Source organism: Agromyces hippuratus, assembly GCF_013410355.1.
Taxonomy (GTDB): domain Bacteria; phylum Actinomycetota; class Actinomycetes; order Actinomycetales; family Microbacteriaceae; genus Agromyces; species Agromyces hippuratus.
Genome location: NZ_JACCFI010000001.1, coordinates 2,065,593 through 2,082,379, shown reverse-complemented (window position 1 = coordinate 2,082,379; position 16,787 = coordinate 2,065,593). Strand labels below are relative to the sequence as shown.

Here is a 16,787-nt window from a genome sequence, read left to right as displayed (position 1 = left end):
TCAATGGCATGGCCGGATTCTGGGGCAAGCGAAAGCGCGAAGAGCAAGAACTCAACGCTCAAGATGCGGTGCTGGCGCAGCGGGCGGGCACGGCTCTCGTCGCCGCCGACGAGCGCGTGCGCGTCACCGCCGACGAGCTCGCCTTCGCCGACGCCGAGCTCGGCCACGACGCGACCGCCGAGCTGAGCACCGCGCTCACCGCGGTGAAGCAGCACCTGGGCGAGGCGTTCCGGCTGAACCAGCTGAACCACGACGAGATTCCCGACACCGCCGAAGAGCTGCGGCAGCGCAACGCCCGCATCGTGCAGCTCTGCGACTGGGCCGAAGACGTGCTCGACGACCACATGTCGACCCTCGCCGACAAGATCGCGCGAGCGCGCCGGGCTCCCGAGATCATCGCCGGAGTGCGAGCGGATGCCGCGCGCCTCCGCACCCGCATTCCCCACGCCCGCGAGACCATCGACCGGCTTGCTGCCCGCTACGCGCCCGAGGCGCTCGCCCAGGTGGAGGCCAACCCCGCTCAGGCGGAGCAGTTGCTCGGATTCGCCGAGCACAGCGCCGGAGTCGCCGAGCGTCGCCGTGAGGCCGGGCAGCGCGAGCAGGCCAACCTCGCGCTCGAGGCGTCGACCGAGTCGGTGCGCCGCGCTGCGACCCTGCTCGACGCCGTCGAGACCTTCGAGGTAGAGGCGCTGCGCGCCGAGTCGACGCTGTCGGCGATCATCGAGGACTCCCGCGGCGACCTCGCCGTTGCCCAGAAGGAGCCCCAGACGCCCGCGGTCACGGCCGCGATCGCCGCGCTGCGGGGTGCCCTCGCCGCTCTCCCCGCGGCCGGCGTCAACACGGACCCGTTCGCGCAGCTCAGTAGCCTCCGCGATGCGAACTCCGGGCTGGATACCGCGATCGCCGCGGCTCGCGAGCGCGCTGCGCGCCCGATCCCGCCGCTCGAGCACGTGCATCACGCCATCGACGACGCCGACCGGCAGCTCGCCGTCGCTCGCGACGTCATCGCCGGCCACCGCGGCTGGATCGGCGCCGACGCCCGCACCCGCCTCGCCGAGTCCGAGCGCGTGCGGGTCGACCTCGACCGCTTCCTCGGCACGCCCGCGGCGACGGTCTCCGTCATCGGCGAGGACCACCGTGAGCAGGCGATGCTGATGGCCCGACGTGTCGCGCACCTCGCGGCCGAGGCGCTGCAGCTCGCGCAGCGCGACATCGACTCGTCACGCCCGCAGGATCCCGGTCAGTGGGGCGGCGATGGCTGGGGCGGCGGCGGTCGACGCAGCGGTGGCGGCGACATGATGGGCGGCATCCTTGGCGGCCTCGTCATCGGAAGCATCCTCGACGGCATCTTCGACTGACCTCGGGTCTGCTGTTGACGCCGGCGTAGCTGTCAACGAAACGTTGACATGCGGGTCGCGAACACCGATCGTTGGATTCACCATGGCCGGTTTTCGGGTCAGATGTCTCCGGGTCGGGCGCACACGCGGTGCGTCTGAACTCGCGGTTCGCGACGCCGACCGGGCGAAGCAGGCCGCGTTGGCCCTGGTCGCCGCCGACGAACGCGTCCGCATCGCGGTCGACGATCTCGGGTTCGCCGAGGCGGAGCTGGGGCCCGACGCGACGACGCAATTGCGCGAGACGCTCGTCGAGGTGCGCACGCGCCTGAACGACGCGTTCCGACTGCACCGGCTCAATCACGAGGCGATGCCTGGCAGCGTCGATGACGTGCGCGCCCGCAACCTGCGCATCGTGCAGCTCTGCGAGTCGGCCGAGGATGCGCTCGAACGGCAGACCACCGCCCTCGCCGACCGGGCCAGGCGGGTGCGGCGTGCGCCTGAGGTCGCCGCAGCCGTGCGAGCCGACCTCGAGCGCCTGCGCGCCCGCATCCCGAACGCCCGCGACACCGTCGACCGATTTGCCGCTCGGTATGCCCGCGCGGCGCTCGCTCGGGTGGACGGCAACCCCGCGGAGGCCGATCGACTGATCGGGTTCGCCGAGCACGGTGTGGCTGTGGCCGAGGTGCGACATGCGGCAGGTCACCGCGAGCAGGCGAGCGTCGCGCTCGAGGCATCCACTGCATCGGTGCATCGAGCGGCGAGCTTGCTCGATGCCGTCGAGACATTTGAGGTCGAGGCGTTGCGAGCAGAGTCGATGCTGGTGGCGCTCGCCGAGGAGTGTCGTCGGGACCTCACGGCCGCACTCGAAGAGCCGCGCTCTCGCCGCGTCACGGATGTGGTCGGCGAGCTGCAGGCAGCCCTCGCCGCCATCCCGCAGGCCGGGGTGAACACTGACCCGTTCGCTCACTTGAGCCGACTGCGCGAGGCACGCGCGACGTTGGTCGCCGCCATCGCAGCGGCACGCGAGCGCGCGACGGATCTGATTCCGCTGGTGGACCACATGCACCATGCGATCAGGGACGCAGACCGACAGCTCGATGTCGCCCGCGATGCCATCGCCGCTCACCCGGGCTGGATCAGCCCCGAGGCGCTCACGAGGCTGGCCGAGTCCGAGCACGCCCGGATCGATCTCGGCCACTTCCTCGGCGGCTCGGAGGCGGTCATGACCACGACGGATCAGGAGCACCGAGAGCAGGTGATCGCGATGGCCGGGCGGGTCGCGTCGCTTGCGAGCGAGTCCCTGCGCCGAGCCCGGCACGACATCGAAGCGTCGCGGCGTCACGGACGACCGCTCGGGTCGCGTGGCCGGGCCGTGGCGCTCGCGGACGAACGACGCCTCGCCGGCTGAACGGCTCGACCGCTGATCGCCCGGGGACGGCTGAGCGCTCACTCGACCCAACCGACTCCGCCTCGATCTCGTCGCAATATCGCCACCTGACCCGCGTGATACGGAAGTATCGATGTCGTGGAGACTTTCAAGCGAACACCGCTGCAGTTGTTCAACTTGCCGCAGCACTTTCTGATCCCCTTGTTCCAACGGCCATATGTCTGGCGAGAGGAGGAGCAGTGGGCGCCTCTATGGAACGATATCCGCCGTATCACGGAGCTTCGGATCGCTGAGCCCAGCTCAAACGCTAGTCACTTTCTCGGGGCAGTCGTGATTCAGTCTCATGAAGCTCAGAGCAGGCGGCTGACGACGTGGAACGTGATCGATGGGCAGCAGCGCTTGACGACGTTGCAGACCCTCGCCGACGCGACCTGTGCTCTCCTCGCTGAGGCCGGGCACCTGAAGCTGGCCGGCCAGCTTGAACGACTTACGCACAACGACGAGATATTTGTCGAGGAGGGCGACAGCCGCCTCAAGGTACGCCACCTCAACAAGGACCGGGCCGCGTTTGACGAGGTGATGTCTGCCGAGCCACCGGTTGACCACGCTGATCTGTCGAATGCAGGTTCTCAAATCGTCGCGGCGCACGCCTACTTCTCCACGGTCGTCGAGCAATGGCTGGGCGTGGCCGAAGGGGATGCCTATGCGATCAAGGCGAGGGAACTCACCGCGGTCCTGCTTGACGGCCTTCAGCTCGTCTCCATCGAGCTCGATGCCTCGGAGAATTCGCAGGAGATCTTCGAGACGCTGAACGCTCGTGGAACGCCACTCACCGCCGCCGATCTGGTGCGCAACTTCGTGTTTCAGCGCCTAGAAGCTGAAGGGGGCGATACGGCGAGGGCTTATAGGGAGGATTGGCCGTTCGAGACGAAGTTCTGGATGAAGGACGTCAGCGTGGGCCGCAATTTCGTCAGCCGCAGCTCGCTGTTCCTCAATCAGTGGCTCATTGCGCGGACGGGCGAGGAGGTCAGTCCGCAGGCGACGTTCAATCGGTTCAAGTCGTACGTCGAGCTGGAGTCTGGGCAGTCCATGGATGACCTGCTGCCCGTGATCAAGTTGCAGGCGCAGCAATACGAATCGTGGACGGAGGCGGCCAACCGGCCGGGCGGGAGCCTGAACGCTACTGAAATGGCTGTGTACCGAATGCAGGCCGGAGGGATTGAGCTCCTCCGGCCGCTCCTCATCTGGCTGCATGAGCCGGGCAAGAACCTTCCGACGGAGACCATCGACAGGATTATCCAAGCGGCTGAGAGCTGGGTCGTCCGCCGCCAACTTCTCCGTCTCTCTGGCAGCAGCCTTGGTCGCGTTGTCGCTGAGGTCATCGCGGCATACTCAAGGGTGCCAAGCACTGATCTCCCGGAGCGGATTATTGGCCACCTTGCGCGACTCAACGTCACCACGACCTACTGGCCTGGCGACGAGGAACTTCGGCGGGCGTTGGCTACCGAGGCTGCATACTCGCGGCTGCCACGAGGGCGACTCCGGATGGTCCTCGAAGCCACTGAGGACTACTTCCGCGCGGAGACCGGGCAACCGCAGATCGAGCGAAAGGGCTACCCAATTGAGCACCTCCTTCCCCGATCGTGGAAAGAGACATGGCCAGTGGGAACTCCCGATGAGGTCGAAATCCGGCAGGCGCACGTCCACGTCCTCGGTAACCTGACCCTCCTGACCAGGTCGCTCAACTCAAAGGTCTCGAACGGCCCGTGGTCTGCAAAGCGGTCGGCTCTGCAGGACCACAACACAATCACCCTCACCGGACGCGTAATCAAGCGCACCGAGCAGGAGGACTGGGACGAGAAGTTGATCGACGAGCGAACCATGGCCTTGGTCGATGCTCTGTCCCGCATCTGGCCCGTCCCGGAAGGTCACCACGGCAAGGTCGTCGACCCGCAGACCAAAGCTGGAGACTGGGTTGAACTCAAGCACCTCATGGAGGCGGGCCTCCTCGTAACGGGCGACAGGCTCATAGCGACCCACCGGGACTACAAGGGCAAGGAAGGCGTCCTGACCGCTGATGGTGCCATCGAGTTGGACGGCAAGCGGTACACGACGCCGTCGGCTGCCGGGCGCGCGTTGCGAACGCGCGCGACGAACGGGTGGTACTTCTGGGCGGTGGCAGATGGCCGCAGGCTACGAGACGTCCGCACGGAATTCCAGAACTCTATGCCCGCAGACGAGGAATTGACGTTCGACGTCAAGTAGCGCGCTCCGCTGATCTGCTGCGCCGTCATGATCGAGCGTTCACGCGGGCGGAGCAGCAAGCCGAATGATTCTCGGCACGCCGCATCACTCGCGCACGGCTGAGAGGCCTGCGCTCCCCTCCGTGATCAAGCCGACCTGGACCATTCCATCGATCTCGCGTGCGATGGCCTGACTGACTTCGCTGCCCGTTCGAGACCATCCGAACGCACGAGCAACTGCACTCGTCACCTCGGCTCGTGATGCTCCTGCCGCATCGCGCACCACGTTTTCCACAGCGAGCTGAAGTTCAGACGCGTGGACCTGCGACACGCTTCGGGTCGCTTCGATGGTCGCGCTCCGAACCCGATCGACGGTTCGCCCGGCTACGCTGACGAAGTCGCCGTCGTTTTCCACGGCCTTCGACAACTGGATCGATCGGACGAGCGTGTTCCGTATCAGGCGGCCGGTTCGCCCGACACCAGAGTGTTCTCGAAGACGGAGCGCCAATACATCGAAATGGATCGGTCCTTCCGTCTCGACGACCGCATCGACGAATGCAACGAGGTGTCGCGCGTTGTGCTCGTCCGACAGATCGACGCGTGGGAATTTCGGAAACCTCGTCACCTCGTACGGCACTGTCCACGTGGGGGGATCGAGGTGCGCAACCGATTCGACTTCATCGATCTCGACCACTCGGATTTGGGTTCTCGGCGAGACACGCCCCTCCTGAGGGCCGGCCAGTTGTTCCTCGAGCACGGCTCGCAGACGCTCTACCTCTTGATCTCGGTTCCGATACCACGCTGTTCCCCAGATGTGGTGGATCCTCCAGCCGAGCCCCTCGAGAACTTCATGCCGCAGTCGGTCGCGATCCCTCGCAGCACGGGATGAGTGATATTGCGCCCCGTCGCACTCGACGCCGAGTAGGAAGGAACCCGGGCGATCGGGATGAATGACGCCGATGTCGATGCGGAAGCCCGCTACGCCCACCTGCGGGCGCACATCGAATCCCATGCCGCGAATGACATCGATGACCGCGTCTTCGAATGGGGAATCGGTGCCCCGACCTTCAGCGCCGAGCTCCAGCGAAAGGGCCGTTGGCCCACGTTCCGCATAGTCGAGGTAGCGGCGGAAATGCCGCACACCCTCGGAACCTGTTTCGCCGATCTGCGCAGCAGTAACAGAAGATACGACCTCGACGAGCTTTCGAGCCCGAGTCACTGCCACGTTGAGTCGACGATGTCCGCCCTTCTGATTGATGGGTCCGAAGTTGCTGTAGACCTTGCCGTTCTCGTCCGGGCCGTAGCCCACCGATAGGACAATGACATCGCGCTCATCGCCCTGCACCTCCTCGAGGCTCTTGACGAAGAGGCCGTCGAGGCGACCCTCTGCGAAGTGCTCGTCAAGGTCGGGTCGAGCGGCACGTGCGAGCTCCAACGCGTTTTCAATTGTGTCGCGCTGAGCTGCCGAGAAGGCGACGACGCCGATGCTCTCCTGCGGACGGCTGTCGAAATGGTTGAGGACTCGGGCCGCAACCGCCTTAGCCTCGATGGGATTGTCACGGGCACCGGATCGACGATAGGTGCCGTCTACGAGATGGAACTTGACGCCGAGGTGCTCGTCGGATGCCACGGCGCCCGGGAAGGTGATGAGCTTGCTCTCATAGAACGAGAAGTTGCTGAACGCGATGAGATGTTCGTGCCTGCTCCGATAGTGCCAACGAAGTGTGATTGCGTTGAAGGAGCCGCTCGACTTCATGAGGTCGAGCACAGACTCGTAATCGGTCGCCAGGTCTTCTTCGTCGCTGTCCTCATCGACGGACGAGGCATTTACGAAGAACGTGGTTGGCGGCAACTGCTTTTGATCTCCTGCCGCGATGAGCGCAGCACCGCGGTAGATGCAATTCACGGCATCACCCGGCATCACCTGGCTCGCTTCGTCGAATATGACGTAATCGAAGGTCATGTCTGTCGGAAGGTATTGAGACACGGCGAGCGGGCTCATCATGAAACACGGGTGGATCGCCTGGATGACGTCCCGCGAACGATCCATCAGTTCGCGCACCGGAATGTGCCGCCGCTTCTTCTCTCCCTCTTTCCGGATGAGAGCCGACTGCCCATAATTGCTGGCTGGCTTCCGATCGTTGGCGGCCGCGATGATCTCGAGCGCGGAGCCATGGATGACTTCGTGATCAAGCTCGCGGAACTGTGCGACGATCGCGTCGCGCTCATCGCCGGTCTGAGTCTTGAGCCGCCGGTCGTACCGCAACTGATGACTGAGCCAATGTCGGAGCGCTCCGTTCTCGATGTACCGCGGCACCTCGCTGTCTGCGACGTCGAGAGCAACCACCTTCTCCAAGATTTCGCGCACACCCAGATCAACCATGCGCTCGCGTGCTTCGTTCGCTGCGAGAGCAGCGTCGGCTCCACGGAGGTCGGAAGCAAAATACTCGAGTAGCTCGAGTGCTTCTTCGGGATCCTCCAGATCAGACGCGATGTCGCTCGCGCGTTCCTGGATGAAATGTCCTATGAGTTCGTCTCGCCGTGCATCCCATAGCTCGCCGGTGGTCGGCAGGTAGTGGGAGAAAGGAGCCTCAGTTAGCGAAACGACTTCGGCCTCGGTCAACGGGGTGAAAACGTCGCGACCCATCAACGCCGCTACCAATCCACGAACCTGAGCGGCCCACGTCAGATGTTCCCTCAGTTGTGCGAATTCTGATTCGGTGGCGCTTGGCGCGATTCGCAGGACCAGTGCGTCGAGCCCTGGCATCAGCTCCTTGAGAGCCTTCTGCTTTGCCGTGGCCGACGACACCGCATCGGCAATCGTCCAGATTCTCGCAGGCGAGGCTCCATCGCCGACGACCGCCGTGATGTGAGAAGACGAGGCCTCGAGCGCGTCGATGTCTGAATCCAGCGCATCTAGTGTCTTGACGATGTCGCTGAAACCTCCGACAACCGAGGCGGCAACGAGCGTTGGGTCGGAGCCGACGAGGAAAGTTCCCCAGGCGCGTGTGGCCTGTCCCAAGGCGTCACGCGCCACGCGTCCCTTCTGTCGCAGCCCGCCATCGGCGAGTACATTCTCCAGCCCCGCCCAGTCGACAACCGAGGCGTGGTGAACGATCGCTTCGGCGTTGCGGAATGCATCGGCCGTCGCCTCATCGAACGGTGCGCTCGAATACGGCGTCAACGGGTCGCGTGCGAGCTCCCATTCCTGCGAGAGGGCAGCGCGTGTCGTCTGCCATTCGGTTGCAAGATGGAGGTGCTTGAGAGCTTCCTTGATCGGCACCGCCGCCACAGAGGCCACAATCTTGCGGTCCGCGCGAGCCTTGCTGCTCCAGCTGCGAAGGCCTGTCGCTGCCCCCAATCGCTGTGCTATCTCGTCGATGGGAACGTTCGCAACCGCGGGCGTGAAGAAGGTGGCCGCTGCTCTCCGCGCCGAATCCTCAGCGAGAATGGCCGCCTTGAGCTTGCTCAGCGACTCGCGTGCTTTGGAGAGTGCTTCCTCTGATCGCACCCAGCCCGCGGCGGGGGGAGCGTCGGCGAGCGTTGCATTGGCAACCCAAACTAGCGATTCGACGTGATTCGGATCAGCGATCGTCTCGAGCCCCAGCACGGAGGTGAGTGCGAACGCGGCCTCCTCGAGCTGGGCGCCTAGTCTGCGAGCCTCCCCGGTCCAACGCTTCGTGGCGCTCAGGTCGTGGATGCTCGTATTCTCGGCGTTGGGAAGCGCGGTCAGTAGCGTCGCGCCAAGCGCAGGTTCTATTGGCAGATTCGGGATCGATCTCCAAGCCGATCCAGCAACGAGCTCAGCAGCGGCTTCGGCGTTGTCGCGCTCCTGGCCAGCGGAAATGAAAGCTTCGGCGTTTCGCTCTACAACGCCGAACGACTCGACCGTCAACCAATCGAGACCGTGCTCGGCTCGCGCGTGAAACGTGCCGATCAAGTCGTGCACGCCTCGCCAAGACGACATCTTGTCGAGCCCGAACCGGCTGCGGCTCTCGAATGCGTCGAGTTCGCGAACCAGCGATTCCGCGGCCGCCCGAGCTGATTCCACGGCGAAGGGGAGACCTTCGGTATCCGCGATGCCGAACCATCCGTCGCTTCGACCGCGTAGGAGTACCGGCCATACGCGTTCTACTGCTTTTGCCGTGGACCGAATCTCTTCCAGAGTCGCCTGGTCGAATGCGTTCGCCGCGAACTCCGCGGGGGGCAACATCTCGGTGACGCCTGTTGCCTCGATGAGCCCTATCGCTTCATGGATGCTCAACTTCAGCGGTTCCCGCGCCTCGTTCATCGCCGTCGCGTAGTCACTCAGCTGGGCCCTGAACTCCGCCGCCCGGGGCTTCGCGAGCGGCGAAACCTTCCGAGCGGGTGCGATCCGTGTGTCGAGTGCGCGTGCGATCCCAGCGGCGACTTCGCTTCTCGCTGCCTTGTGACTGTGAAGCTCGAGTACGAACGAGCCGAGGCCGCGGTCGGAGAGGCGATCGCGCACAACATCGAGAGCCACGGCTTTTTCGGAGACGAAGAGAACACGCTTTCCGTCGTTGATGAGCGCACCGATGATGTTCGAGATCGTTTGACTCTTGCCGGTTCCGGGAGGCCCATCCAGAACGAAGCTGCGACCCTGGCGAGCGGCTGCTACAGCTACCCGCTGGCTCGAGTCGGCATCCAGTACGAGCGGAGTCACTTCTGGTGGCGCGACCTCATCGATCTTCGATTCTTCGACAGGATCGAAAAGATAGGCGGCACCTTCGTCGAACCGAGGGTCGGCGATGGCGCCGAGGAGCGCATGCTCGAGAATTCGGCTCTCGTTCGCCTCGAGGTCGCGGAACATCGCCTCCTTGGCGAACATGAAGCTCGATAGCGACGCGAGGTCTTCAACCGCCCATTCATCGGGGAAGTCGAGCTGCCTGAACAGATCGAGCGCTCCCTGCAGGCCCCCGGATTCCATGGCGGCATCGACCAAGTCGCTCGCCGGGAGTTCGATTCCGTATTCCCGAAGCTTCAATGCGAGGGCCAGGTTGACTGCCTTGTCGTCGTTGGACACTTTCAGACGATGAGGCTGGCGAGGCCCGTCGGACTCCAGCGTGACCGGAATGAACAAGAGCGGGCTGCGGCGCGCGTCGCCGGACTCCTCTTTCCAGCGCAATGCCCCGAAAGCGACGTAGAGAATGTTGAGACCTTTGTCGAGGTACTCGCGACGAGCCGCCGCGGCGAGGTTCTTCAAGATCCGATCGACATCGAGTTGGGTTCGGTCGACGAAGAGGTGATCGGGGAATCGGTCGTAGTCGAAGTCTTCGATGACCTCGAGGACCTCGTCTTCGAGATCTGAATCGTTGGTGCTCTTCTGGACAGGCGGCTTCGTGCCGACTGTGTAGACGCCCTCGCCTTGCGAGATGAGGCCGAATACCTCTTCGGCCGTGTGGCGATCGAACTCGAGTGTCGACGCCTTCGTCGCACGATAGTTCAGAAGCTTGTTCCGACCGCTCAGGTTGACGAGCGATTCGCGCCACTGCCGAAGTGCGGTCCGCAGCTTGTCTTGGTCATGACTCATGGATGCCTCCTACCCCCGAATGTACGGCGTACCTGTGCCATGTTCCGACGTCAGTCATAGATCACTTCGAAGCCGCCTTGCGCGAGCGACCAATGCCAATCAACATACGACGGGCCCGGTGGTCGCGCGCTCTCTGCGAGTTGGAGGGACGAAGCGAGAGTTCGTGAGCCGAAGGCGTTGTCCCAAGCGGGGTCCGCGGCGATCGCTCGCTGAAGTTCGGCAGAACGGACGATTCGACCGGATCGATCGAGAGAAATCAGGTGATTCTCGAACGCAGCGTCGTGGGTCGGGCAGGCTGCCAGACCGTTGGTCGTGTCCAAGCGCTCACGGTTCGTGCTGTCGCTCCACGGCTTGATGTGCGATGCGATGAGCATGCGTGCCGATCGGATCGCATGCTTCTTGGTGCTCAGACCGCAGAAGACGCATGCAAAGTCCGAGTTCTCGAGAACCTGACGCGCGAACTGCTGCTGCCCGATTCTCGCCGTTCCGATTCGTGCAAGCTCCGTAAGCGGGTCGTTTTGTTGTATGTCGTCAGATTCGACGCTCCTCGCTAGTTCTTCGTCGCTCACATCCACCGCTTCAGTCACGACCTGGAATCGGTTGTCCCCGACGCCGAGGAAGTCGGGCATGATCTGCTCATCCGGATCGAGTTCCCGCGCTGACACGAGGATGGTTGTGTACAGCTCGACGTAGGCGTTCTCGCGACCTGAGAGCGCGATCCAGAGTTCCTTCTCATACCGGGCCGAATGGGGGCGCCGCCCATCGAGGTTGGCGAGCTTGGCAGCAAGACTCTTTTGCGTGCGCCGAAAAAGTTGTGCGAAGTGCTGGACGCGCGGGTCGCCAGATCGAAGGTTGATTACTCCGCTCGCTGAAGGCGGTGTTATCAGGCCCAGCCCAAAGCAGATCAATGTCTCAATCGGTAGGTAGTCGACCTGATTCCGACCACTTGAAGAGCCGCGAGACAGCACAGCGCGCCATTGCGTGCGGGCTTCAGGGACCGAAAGGTCAAGGTAGTCGGCCAGTTTCAGCATCTACGCAGCCTCGACGAGCACTTGTCGATCTCCGCAGACAAGGTCAAAGGCGCGCCAGGCTCCCGAGATCAACACCGGAACGTTTCGCATGTGTTCGGCACCCTTACGCCTGTCGCTCGTCCGCATACCGGGGTGCCATCGCCTGCATCTGGTCCATGACGAGCTTGATCGCCTCGGGCTGCTTGTCTGGCGGGTACTTGTACTTCACGAGCAGCCGCTTGATCGACGCCCGCAGCTTTGCCCGCACGTCGTCCCGAACGGTCCAGTCGGTCCGCACATCGCGTCGCATCACGGCGACAAGTTCTCGAGCGATCTGTGCGAGCACGTCCTCGCCGTGCACGTCGATTGCGGACTCGTTGGTCGCCACAGCGTCGTAGAACGCGAGCTCATCACTCGAGAGTGGCGGCGAGAAGTGTGAGCCTCGGGATGCCTCGGCTGCGACTTCCTTCGCCAGCTCGACGAGCTCGGCGATGACCTCCGCTGAGGTCAGCTGCTGGTTCGTGTAGCGGTTCATGATCTCGGCGATTCGCTCCGAGAAGGCTCGCTGACGCACGAGGTTCCCACGCGTGGCCGACGCGCCGGCATCAGTCAGCGATTTGCGAAGGGCCTCGATCGCGAGGTGCGCGTTTGGCGCAGCCTGGGCTTTGGCGAGATACTCCGGGCCGAGGTCATCGAGCGCGAGGCGCGGGAGGCCGGCGGCGTCGTAGATGTCGACCACGTCACCTGGGGCGATTGCGTTGGCGACCAGCCCTCCGAGCAGGCGCGAGATCTCCTCGGGGATCGGCTCATCGCGTGACTGGCGTTCAGCTGCGTCGAACTTCGCCATCCACACCCGCACCTCTTCGTAGAACGCGATCTCGTCGTGGAGTTCGGCGAGGCCGGCGCGGCCCGACGCAAGCGCCCACGCGCGCGCGAGTTGCCCGGTCGCGGTGCGGTATCGAGACGAAAGGCGTTCGGCGCCCAGTTCCACTGCGTTGAGCGGGTTCAGGGGATCGCGCAGGTAGTTCGTCGCCGTCGTCGCCGCGGTACGCCACGCTCGCGAGCCGCCCTGCGCCACGATCGACCGCCACTCGCATTCCGCGAGCATCCCGCGGATCTGCGCAACCAGCTCAGATGCGATCGCCACGGCTTCGTCGACGTCGCGGCCGATCGGCCTGTTCTCCTGGTCCGGGACGGTGTACTCCGACAGTGCCTTGGCGAGGTTATCGGCCATCGGGGCATACGCGACGAGCAGACCGTCTTTCTTGCCCCGGAACGTGCGATTCACGCGCGCGAGGGTCTGCATGAGCAGCGCGCCCTTGAGCGGCCGGTCGAGATACAAGGTGTGAAGCGGCGGTGCGTCGAACCCGGTGAGCATCATGTCCTTGACAATCACCAGCTCGAGCTCATCGGAGGCGACCTTCAGCCGCGCTTTGATTGCTTTGTTCTCGGACTCACGCCGCACGTGGTCGCTCACCGGCGGCTGATCCGAAGCGGACCCTGAGTAGACGACTTTGATGCGGCCCTTGTCGAGTGCGTCTGAGTGCCAGTCCGGCCGGAGCGCGACAATCGCGTCGTAGAGCCGCGCGCAAATCTCGCGCGTACCGCCCACGACGAGTGCCTTGCCCGGCGATTCGAGAAACGGCTTCATGCGCTCGCGCCGCTCCTCCCAATGCTGCACGAGGTCGGCAGCGAGGGTCTCGATGCGCTCCGGGGCGCCGTACACCGCGTTGACGACGGCGACGGATGCCTCGAGCCGGGCACGCTCGGTGTCGTCGAGGCCCAGCGTGTATTCGTCGGCGGCTCGGTCGATGTCCTCTTCGGTCGCGTCGTCGGCGAATGAAACCTTGATGAGTCGAGGCTCGAAGTACACCGGAACGGTAGCTCCGTCATCTACGGCTCGAGTGAGGTCGTAGATGTCGATGTAGTCGCCAAAGACTGCGCGGGTGTCGCGCTCGGCGAATGAGATCGGGGTGCCGGTGAAGGCGATGAGCGTTGCGTTCGGCAGCGCGTCGCGCAGGTGTCTGGCATACCCGTCGAGGTCGTCGTAGTGGCTGCGGTGCGCCTCATCGACGATGACGATCACGTTGCGCCGGTCGGTGAGCAGTGGATGCTGCGTACCGGACTGCTTCTCGGTCTCGGTCAGCCCGAACTTCTGGAGCGTCGTGAAGTAGATGCCACCCGTCACACGATTGCTCAGTTCATCGCGCAACTGCGCGCGCTCACGAACTTGCACCGGCTTCTCGGCGAGCAGCAGGCTCTGGCTGAACGTCTGGAACAGTTGGCCGTCGAGCTCGGTGCGGTCGGTGACAACGATCACGGTCGGGTTCTTGAGTTTCGGATGCCGCGACACGAGGTTCGCGTACAGCTCCATCTCCATCGACTTTCCGGAGCCCTGCGTGTGCCACACGACGCCGGCCTTACCGTTTGTCTCGACCGCCTGCACGGTGCTGCCGACGGCCTTCGTCACGGCGAAGTACTGGTGCGGCTTCGCGATGCGCTTGGTGAGCCCGTCGGCATTCTCGTCGAACGCGGTGAAGTTGCGTACGAGCTGCAAGAACCGCTCCGGGTTGAAGAGGCCGTTCAGCGCGTCGTCGATCGGCTCGACCGACATCCCACCTTCGAGTCGGGGCTGCGCGAGCGGAGCGCCGTCGTCGTCGACGTTCCACGGTGCGAAGTGGTTGAGCGGGGTGAACGGCGTGCCGTACTTCGCCTCGAGCCCGTCGCTCGCGAGGGTGAGCACGCAGAAGCGGAACGCCATCGGGAACTCGCGCAGATACGTCTGCAACTGCGCGTGCGCGGGTGCGACACCGGTGGATGCCGAACCCGCACGTTTCAGCTCGACGATCACCAGCGGCATCCCGTTGACGAACAGCACGATGTCGAACCGGCGGTGAAGGTCGCCCTGCCGGACGGTGACCTGGTTGACGGCGAGCCAGTCGTTCTCTGGCTCGGCGCCGAGCAGGCGCAGCCGGGGGTTCTGCTCGACTCCGTCGGAGTCGATGTAGCTCAGCGGGTATCCGCCGACGAGGTACTGGTGGATGCGGTGGTTCTCGGTGATCGCATCCTGCGATTTCGGCGCCGCGATCTCGGCGACCGCCTGCTGCAGATAGTCGCCGGGCACACCGGGGTTCAAGCGGCGCAGCGCGTCGAGCAGGCGCGGGCGGATGAGGAAGTCGTCCCATGTGTCGCGCTCGCCCGTGCCGGGGGCGAGGTCCTCGCCGTGCATCGGGCGCCACCCGAGTGGCTCAGAGAGGGTGTCGAGCGCGTCGCGCTCCCAGTAGGCTTCGGACAATCCGGTCATGTGTCGACTCCTATCGGCTCTAAGGTTTGGCGATCCGCTGCTCGGCCATCTTGCGGAAGACGTCGAGGAAACCGGGCACGTAGTCGCCCCATGACTGGTTGACCTTGTCGAGATCGAGCTTGCCGGTGTGTACCTGCTCGCACAGTCGTATCCACCCTTCGCCCATGGCTGCCGTGAGCGCTGCGGCGACTCCCGCATTGATCACGTTGCCAGCGCCGGGAATCAGCTTAAGGAAGCTGCTCGCAAGTGCCTTGCCCGCAAGTTGAACGCAGATTTGTGCGAGGGCGCCCGCGGAGAGCATCGTTTTCAGTTCGAGGTCATAGATTGTCGCGATGCGTCCCATCATTCCGAGTTGGATCGGCGCCAGGATCGCTGCATCCGCGATGAGGAGAGGAACGGCGGCGGCGCCGGCGGATGCAGTCGAAGCAGCCGTGACGACACCTCGCGCCATCTCGCGCTTCCAGGGGAGGTTGAGTCGCTGTGCGATGCGAAACGCATCCTTCCCGTCTTCGGGTGAAAGAGTGAGGGTCTCAGCCACGAGTTCACCGAGTCCGTGCCCCGAGCCCTTTCCGTTGCGATCGCGGGTGGAGGTGAGGAGATAACGGTGGAACGGGATGGTGATCGGCATCTCGTTCTGATCCAGTGGGTCATCGAGCCACTCGCAGAACCCCTGAAGGTCGGCCGACACGGTTCGCGTTCCCGTGATCGGGTGCTTCGTCCAGTCCACTTTGGTCAGGACGAGGACGACGGGCAGGCCGGCGGCATCCAGCTCCTGGATCACATCGATTTCGCTTTGCTGGAGGCGGTCCGCGTGAGAGTTGACGCAGTACCAGACAACCGAGATCTGCTCGATCGGCGGCCGATTGGAGATCAGCGCCAGGTTCTCGCGGAGATGCTCACGTGGGGATTTCGATCCGAGTTCGAAACCCTCGAGATCCCAGATGCCCAGCGAGTCATCGTTGTAGTAGTGGGCGCCCTTACTGACCGGCAGTCCCTTGCCAACCTTGGCCAGGTCGCGGCCGAACACTGCGTTGACGAGCGACGACTTGCCCACGCCGGTTGCCCCGATCACCGCGAGGTTGAAGCGTCCATATCGGGACCTCGCTTCGGAGCTGGCTTCAAGGAACGGGCGTTCGTCGAACTCCGGTGCGCTTGTTGGTGCCTCGGTTGCAGCATCAACGGGATCGGTGCCAGCGACAGTCGCGGGCTCATGATCAGTCGTCATAGTGCGGTTGTCTTCCTGCTCGGTGCTGCCTGGGATCACGGGGTGAACTCGAACTCGAGGGTGACTGTGGGGTCGATGGCCTCCACAATCCGGGTGTAGAACGTTTCGGCCTGGGCTTCGAGCACCGAGCGGAACCCGTCAATGTGCGCGTCGACAGCCTGTTCGGAGAGGATTTCTTCGAACGCCGCTGTCGTGTCGATTTCGGGTGTCGTCCAGCTGAGCGCGCCGTTCTCTTCCTTGGCCACGCTCAGATCGGGGTTGGCGTAGCCCAGGTAGATGAACTCGGGGATGCTCATGCGGTACGAGTGGTCGCCCGTCTGAACGATTTCGACGTCCTTCCCCTCGATGCCGAACTTCGCGTCGTATTCGTAACGCACGAGTACCGACCGTTCAGTGCCCGGAAGGGTGAAGAGCTGGAAGTCACCGATCGCGAGCTTCAACCCGTCGGCCCGCTCCTCGTCGACGTCCGTCACTCCGGCGGTGAGCAGGACGACCTGCTCTTCGCCAGTGATCGACCGGATGACCTGCGTATCGCGCGACTCAGTCGCGCCGAGCACCTTGCCCGCGGTGAGGCCAGCCACAGCGGCCCCACCGATCAGCGCGAGGACGAAGAGAACGAGCAGGATCTTCGCCCAGAGCGGTGTCTTCTTCACCGGCTTCGGCGAAGGTGCGGTCGTCGCGGGTGGCGTGGCCGTGGTGGTCATGCGATGGGGCTCCTTCGGTGCATGCG

At 64.2% G+C, this 16,787-nt stretch carries 9 protein-coding genes; 3 read left to right on the top strand and 6 right to left on the bottom strand.

Translation table 11 applies throughout. From position 1 onward, the window contains the following. Nucleotides 1-8 precede the first annotated feature (8 nt). Nucleotides 9-1,358: a coiled-coil domain-containing protein gene (locus BJY17_RS09715; protein ID WP_179551168.1), complete on the top strand. Its 1,350-nt coding sequence runs from the start codon at nt 9-11 to the stop codon at nt 1,356-1,358. Here BJY17_RS09715 and BJY17_RS09710 read toward each other — a convergent pair. Beyond that, nucleotides 1,324-2,040 (bottom strand): hypothetical protein, encoded by a 717-nt coding sequence (locus BJY17_RS09710; RefSeq protein WP_179551167.1) that lies wholly within the window; start codon nt 2,038-2,040, stop codon nt 1,324-1,326. The genes BJY17_RS09715 and BJY17_RS09710 overlap by 35 nt on opposite strands. 60 nt (nt 2,041-2,100) lie before the next feature. On the opposite strand from BJY17_RS09710, the gene BJY17_RS09705 reads away from it, so the two are divergent. Together BJY17_RS09705 and BJY17_RS09700 are read left to right on the top strand one after the other, a co-directional pair. Continuing rightward, entirely contained in the window at nt 2,101-2,745 is a 645-nt protein-coding gene (locus tag BJY17_RS09705) for a hypothetical protein (protein WP_179551166.1), read from the top strand. A 117-nt stretch (nt 2,746-2,862) separates the two neighbouring features. Further along, nucleotides 2,863-4,989 carry a GmrSD restriction endonuclease domain-containing protein gene (locus BJY17_RS09700; RefSeq protein ID WP_179551165.1) on the top strand — a complete coding sequence of 709 codons (2,127 nt, stop codon included), beginning with the start codon at nt 2,863-2,865 and terminating at the stop codon, nt 4,987-4,989. An 84-nt stretch (nt 4,990-5,073) separates the two neighbouring features. On the opposite strand, the gene BJY17_RS09695 is transcribed toward BJY17_RS09700, so the two are convergent. From BJY17_RS09695 to BJY17_RS09675, 5 genes are all read right to left on the bottom strand, one after another. Further along, a complete protein-coding gene (locus BJY17_RS09695) occupies nt 5,074-10,518 on the bottom strand; it encodes a DUF3320 domain-containing protein (RefSeq protein ID WP_179551164.1) in 5,445 nt (1,814 codons plus the stop codon). A 50-nt stretch (nt 10,519-10,568) separates the two neighbouring features. Continuing rightward, the gene (locus BJY17_RS09690; RefSeq protein ID WP_179551163.1) at nt 10,569-11,549 is read right to left on the bottom strand and encodes an HNH endonuclease; all 981 of its coding nucleotides are present in this window, start codon (nt 11,547-11,549) and stop codon (nt 10,569-10,571) included. Nucleotides 11,550-11,652: 103 nt separating this feature from the next. Then, on the bottom strand, nt 11,653-14,832 hold the full coding sequence (locus BJY17_RS09685; RefSeq protein ID WP_179552804.1) for a type I restriction endonuclease subunit R: 3,180 nt from the start codon (nt 14,830-14,832) through the stop codon (nt 11,653-11,655). 19 nt (nt 14,833-14,851) lie between these two features. Further along, nucleotides 14,852-16,096, bottom strand: a complete 1,245-nt coding sequence (locus BJY17_RS09680; RefSeq protein ID WP_322789799.1) for a GTPase family protein — start codon at nt 16,094-16,096, stop codon at nt 14,852-14,854. Then, nucleotides 16,093-16,761 carry a hypothetical protein gene (locus BJY17_RS09675; protein WP_179551162.1) on the bottom strand — a complete coding sequence of 223 codons (669 nt, stop codon included), beginning with the start codon at nt 16,759-16,761 and terminating at the stop codon, nt 16,093-16,095. Before BJY17_RS09675 ends, BJY17_RS09680 begins: the two co-directional genes overlap by 4 nt. Nucleotides 16,762-16,787 lie beyond the last annotated feature (26 nt).

Bases quoted from the DNA above. Each gene is read 5' to 3' on its own strand.
- BJY17_RS09675 (WP_179551162.1), bottom strand. From the start codon at position 16,761: ATGACCACCACGGCCACGCCACCCGCGACGACCGCACCTTCGCCGAAG.
- BJY17_RS09695 (WP_179551164.1), bottom strand. From the start codon at position 10,518: ATGAGTCATGACCAAGACAAGCTGCGGACCGCACTTCGGCAGTGGCGC.
- BJY17_RS09685 (WP_179552804.1), bottom strand. From the start codon at position 14,832: ATGACCGGATTGTCCGAAGCCTACTGGGAGCGCGACGCGCTCGACACC.
- BJY17_RS09715 (WP_179551168.1), top strand. From the start codon at position 9: ATGGCCGGATTCTGGGGCAAGCGAAAGCGCGAAGAGCAAGAACTCAAC.
- BJY17_RS09690 (WP_179551163.1), bottom strand. From the start codon at position 11,549: ATGCTGAAACTGGCCGACTACCTTGACCTTTCGGTCCCTGAAGCCCGC.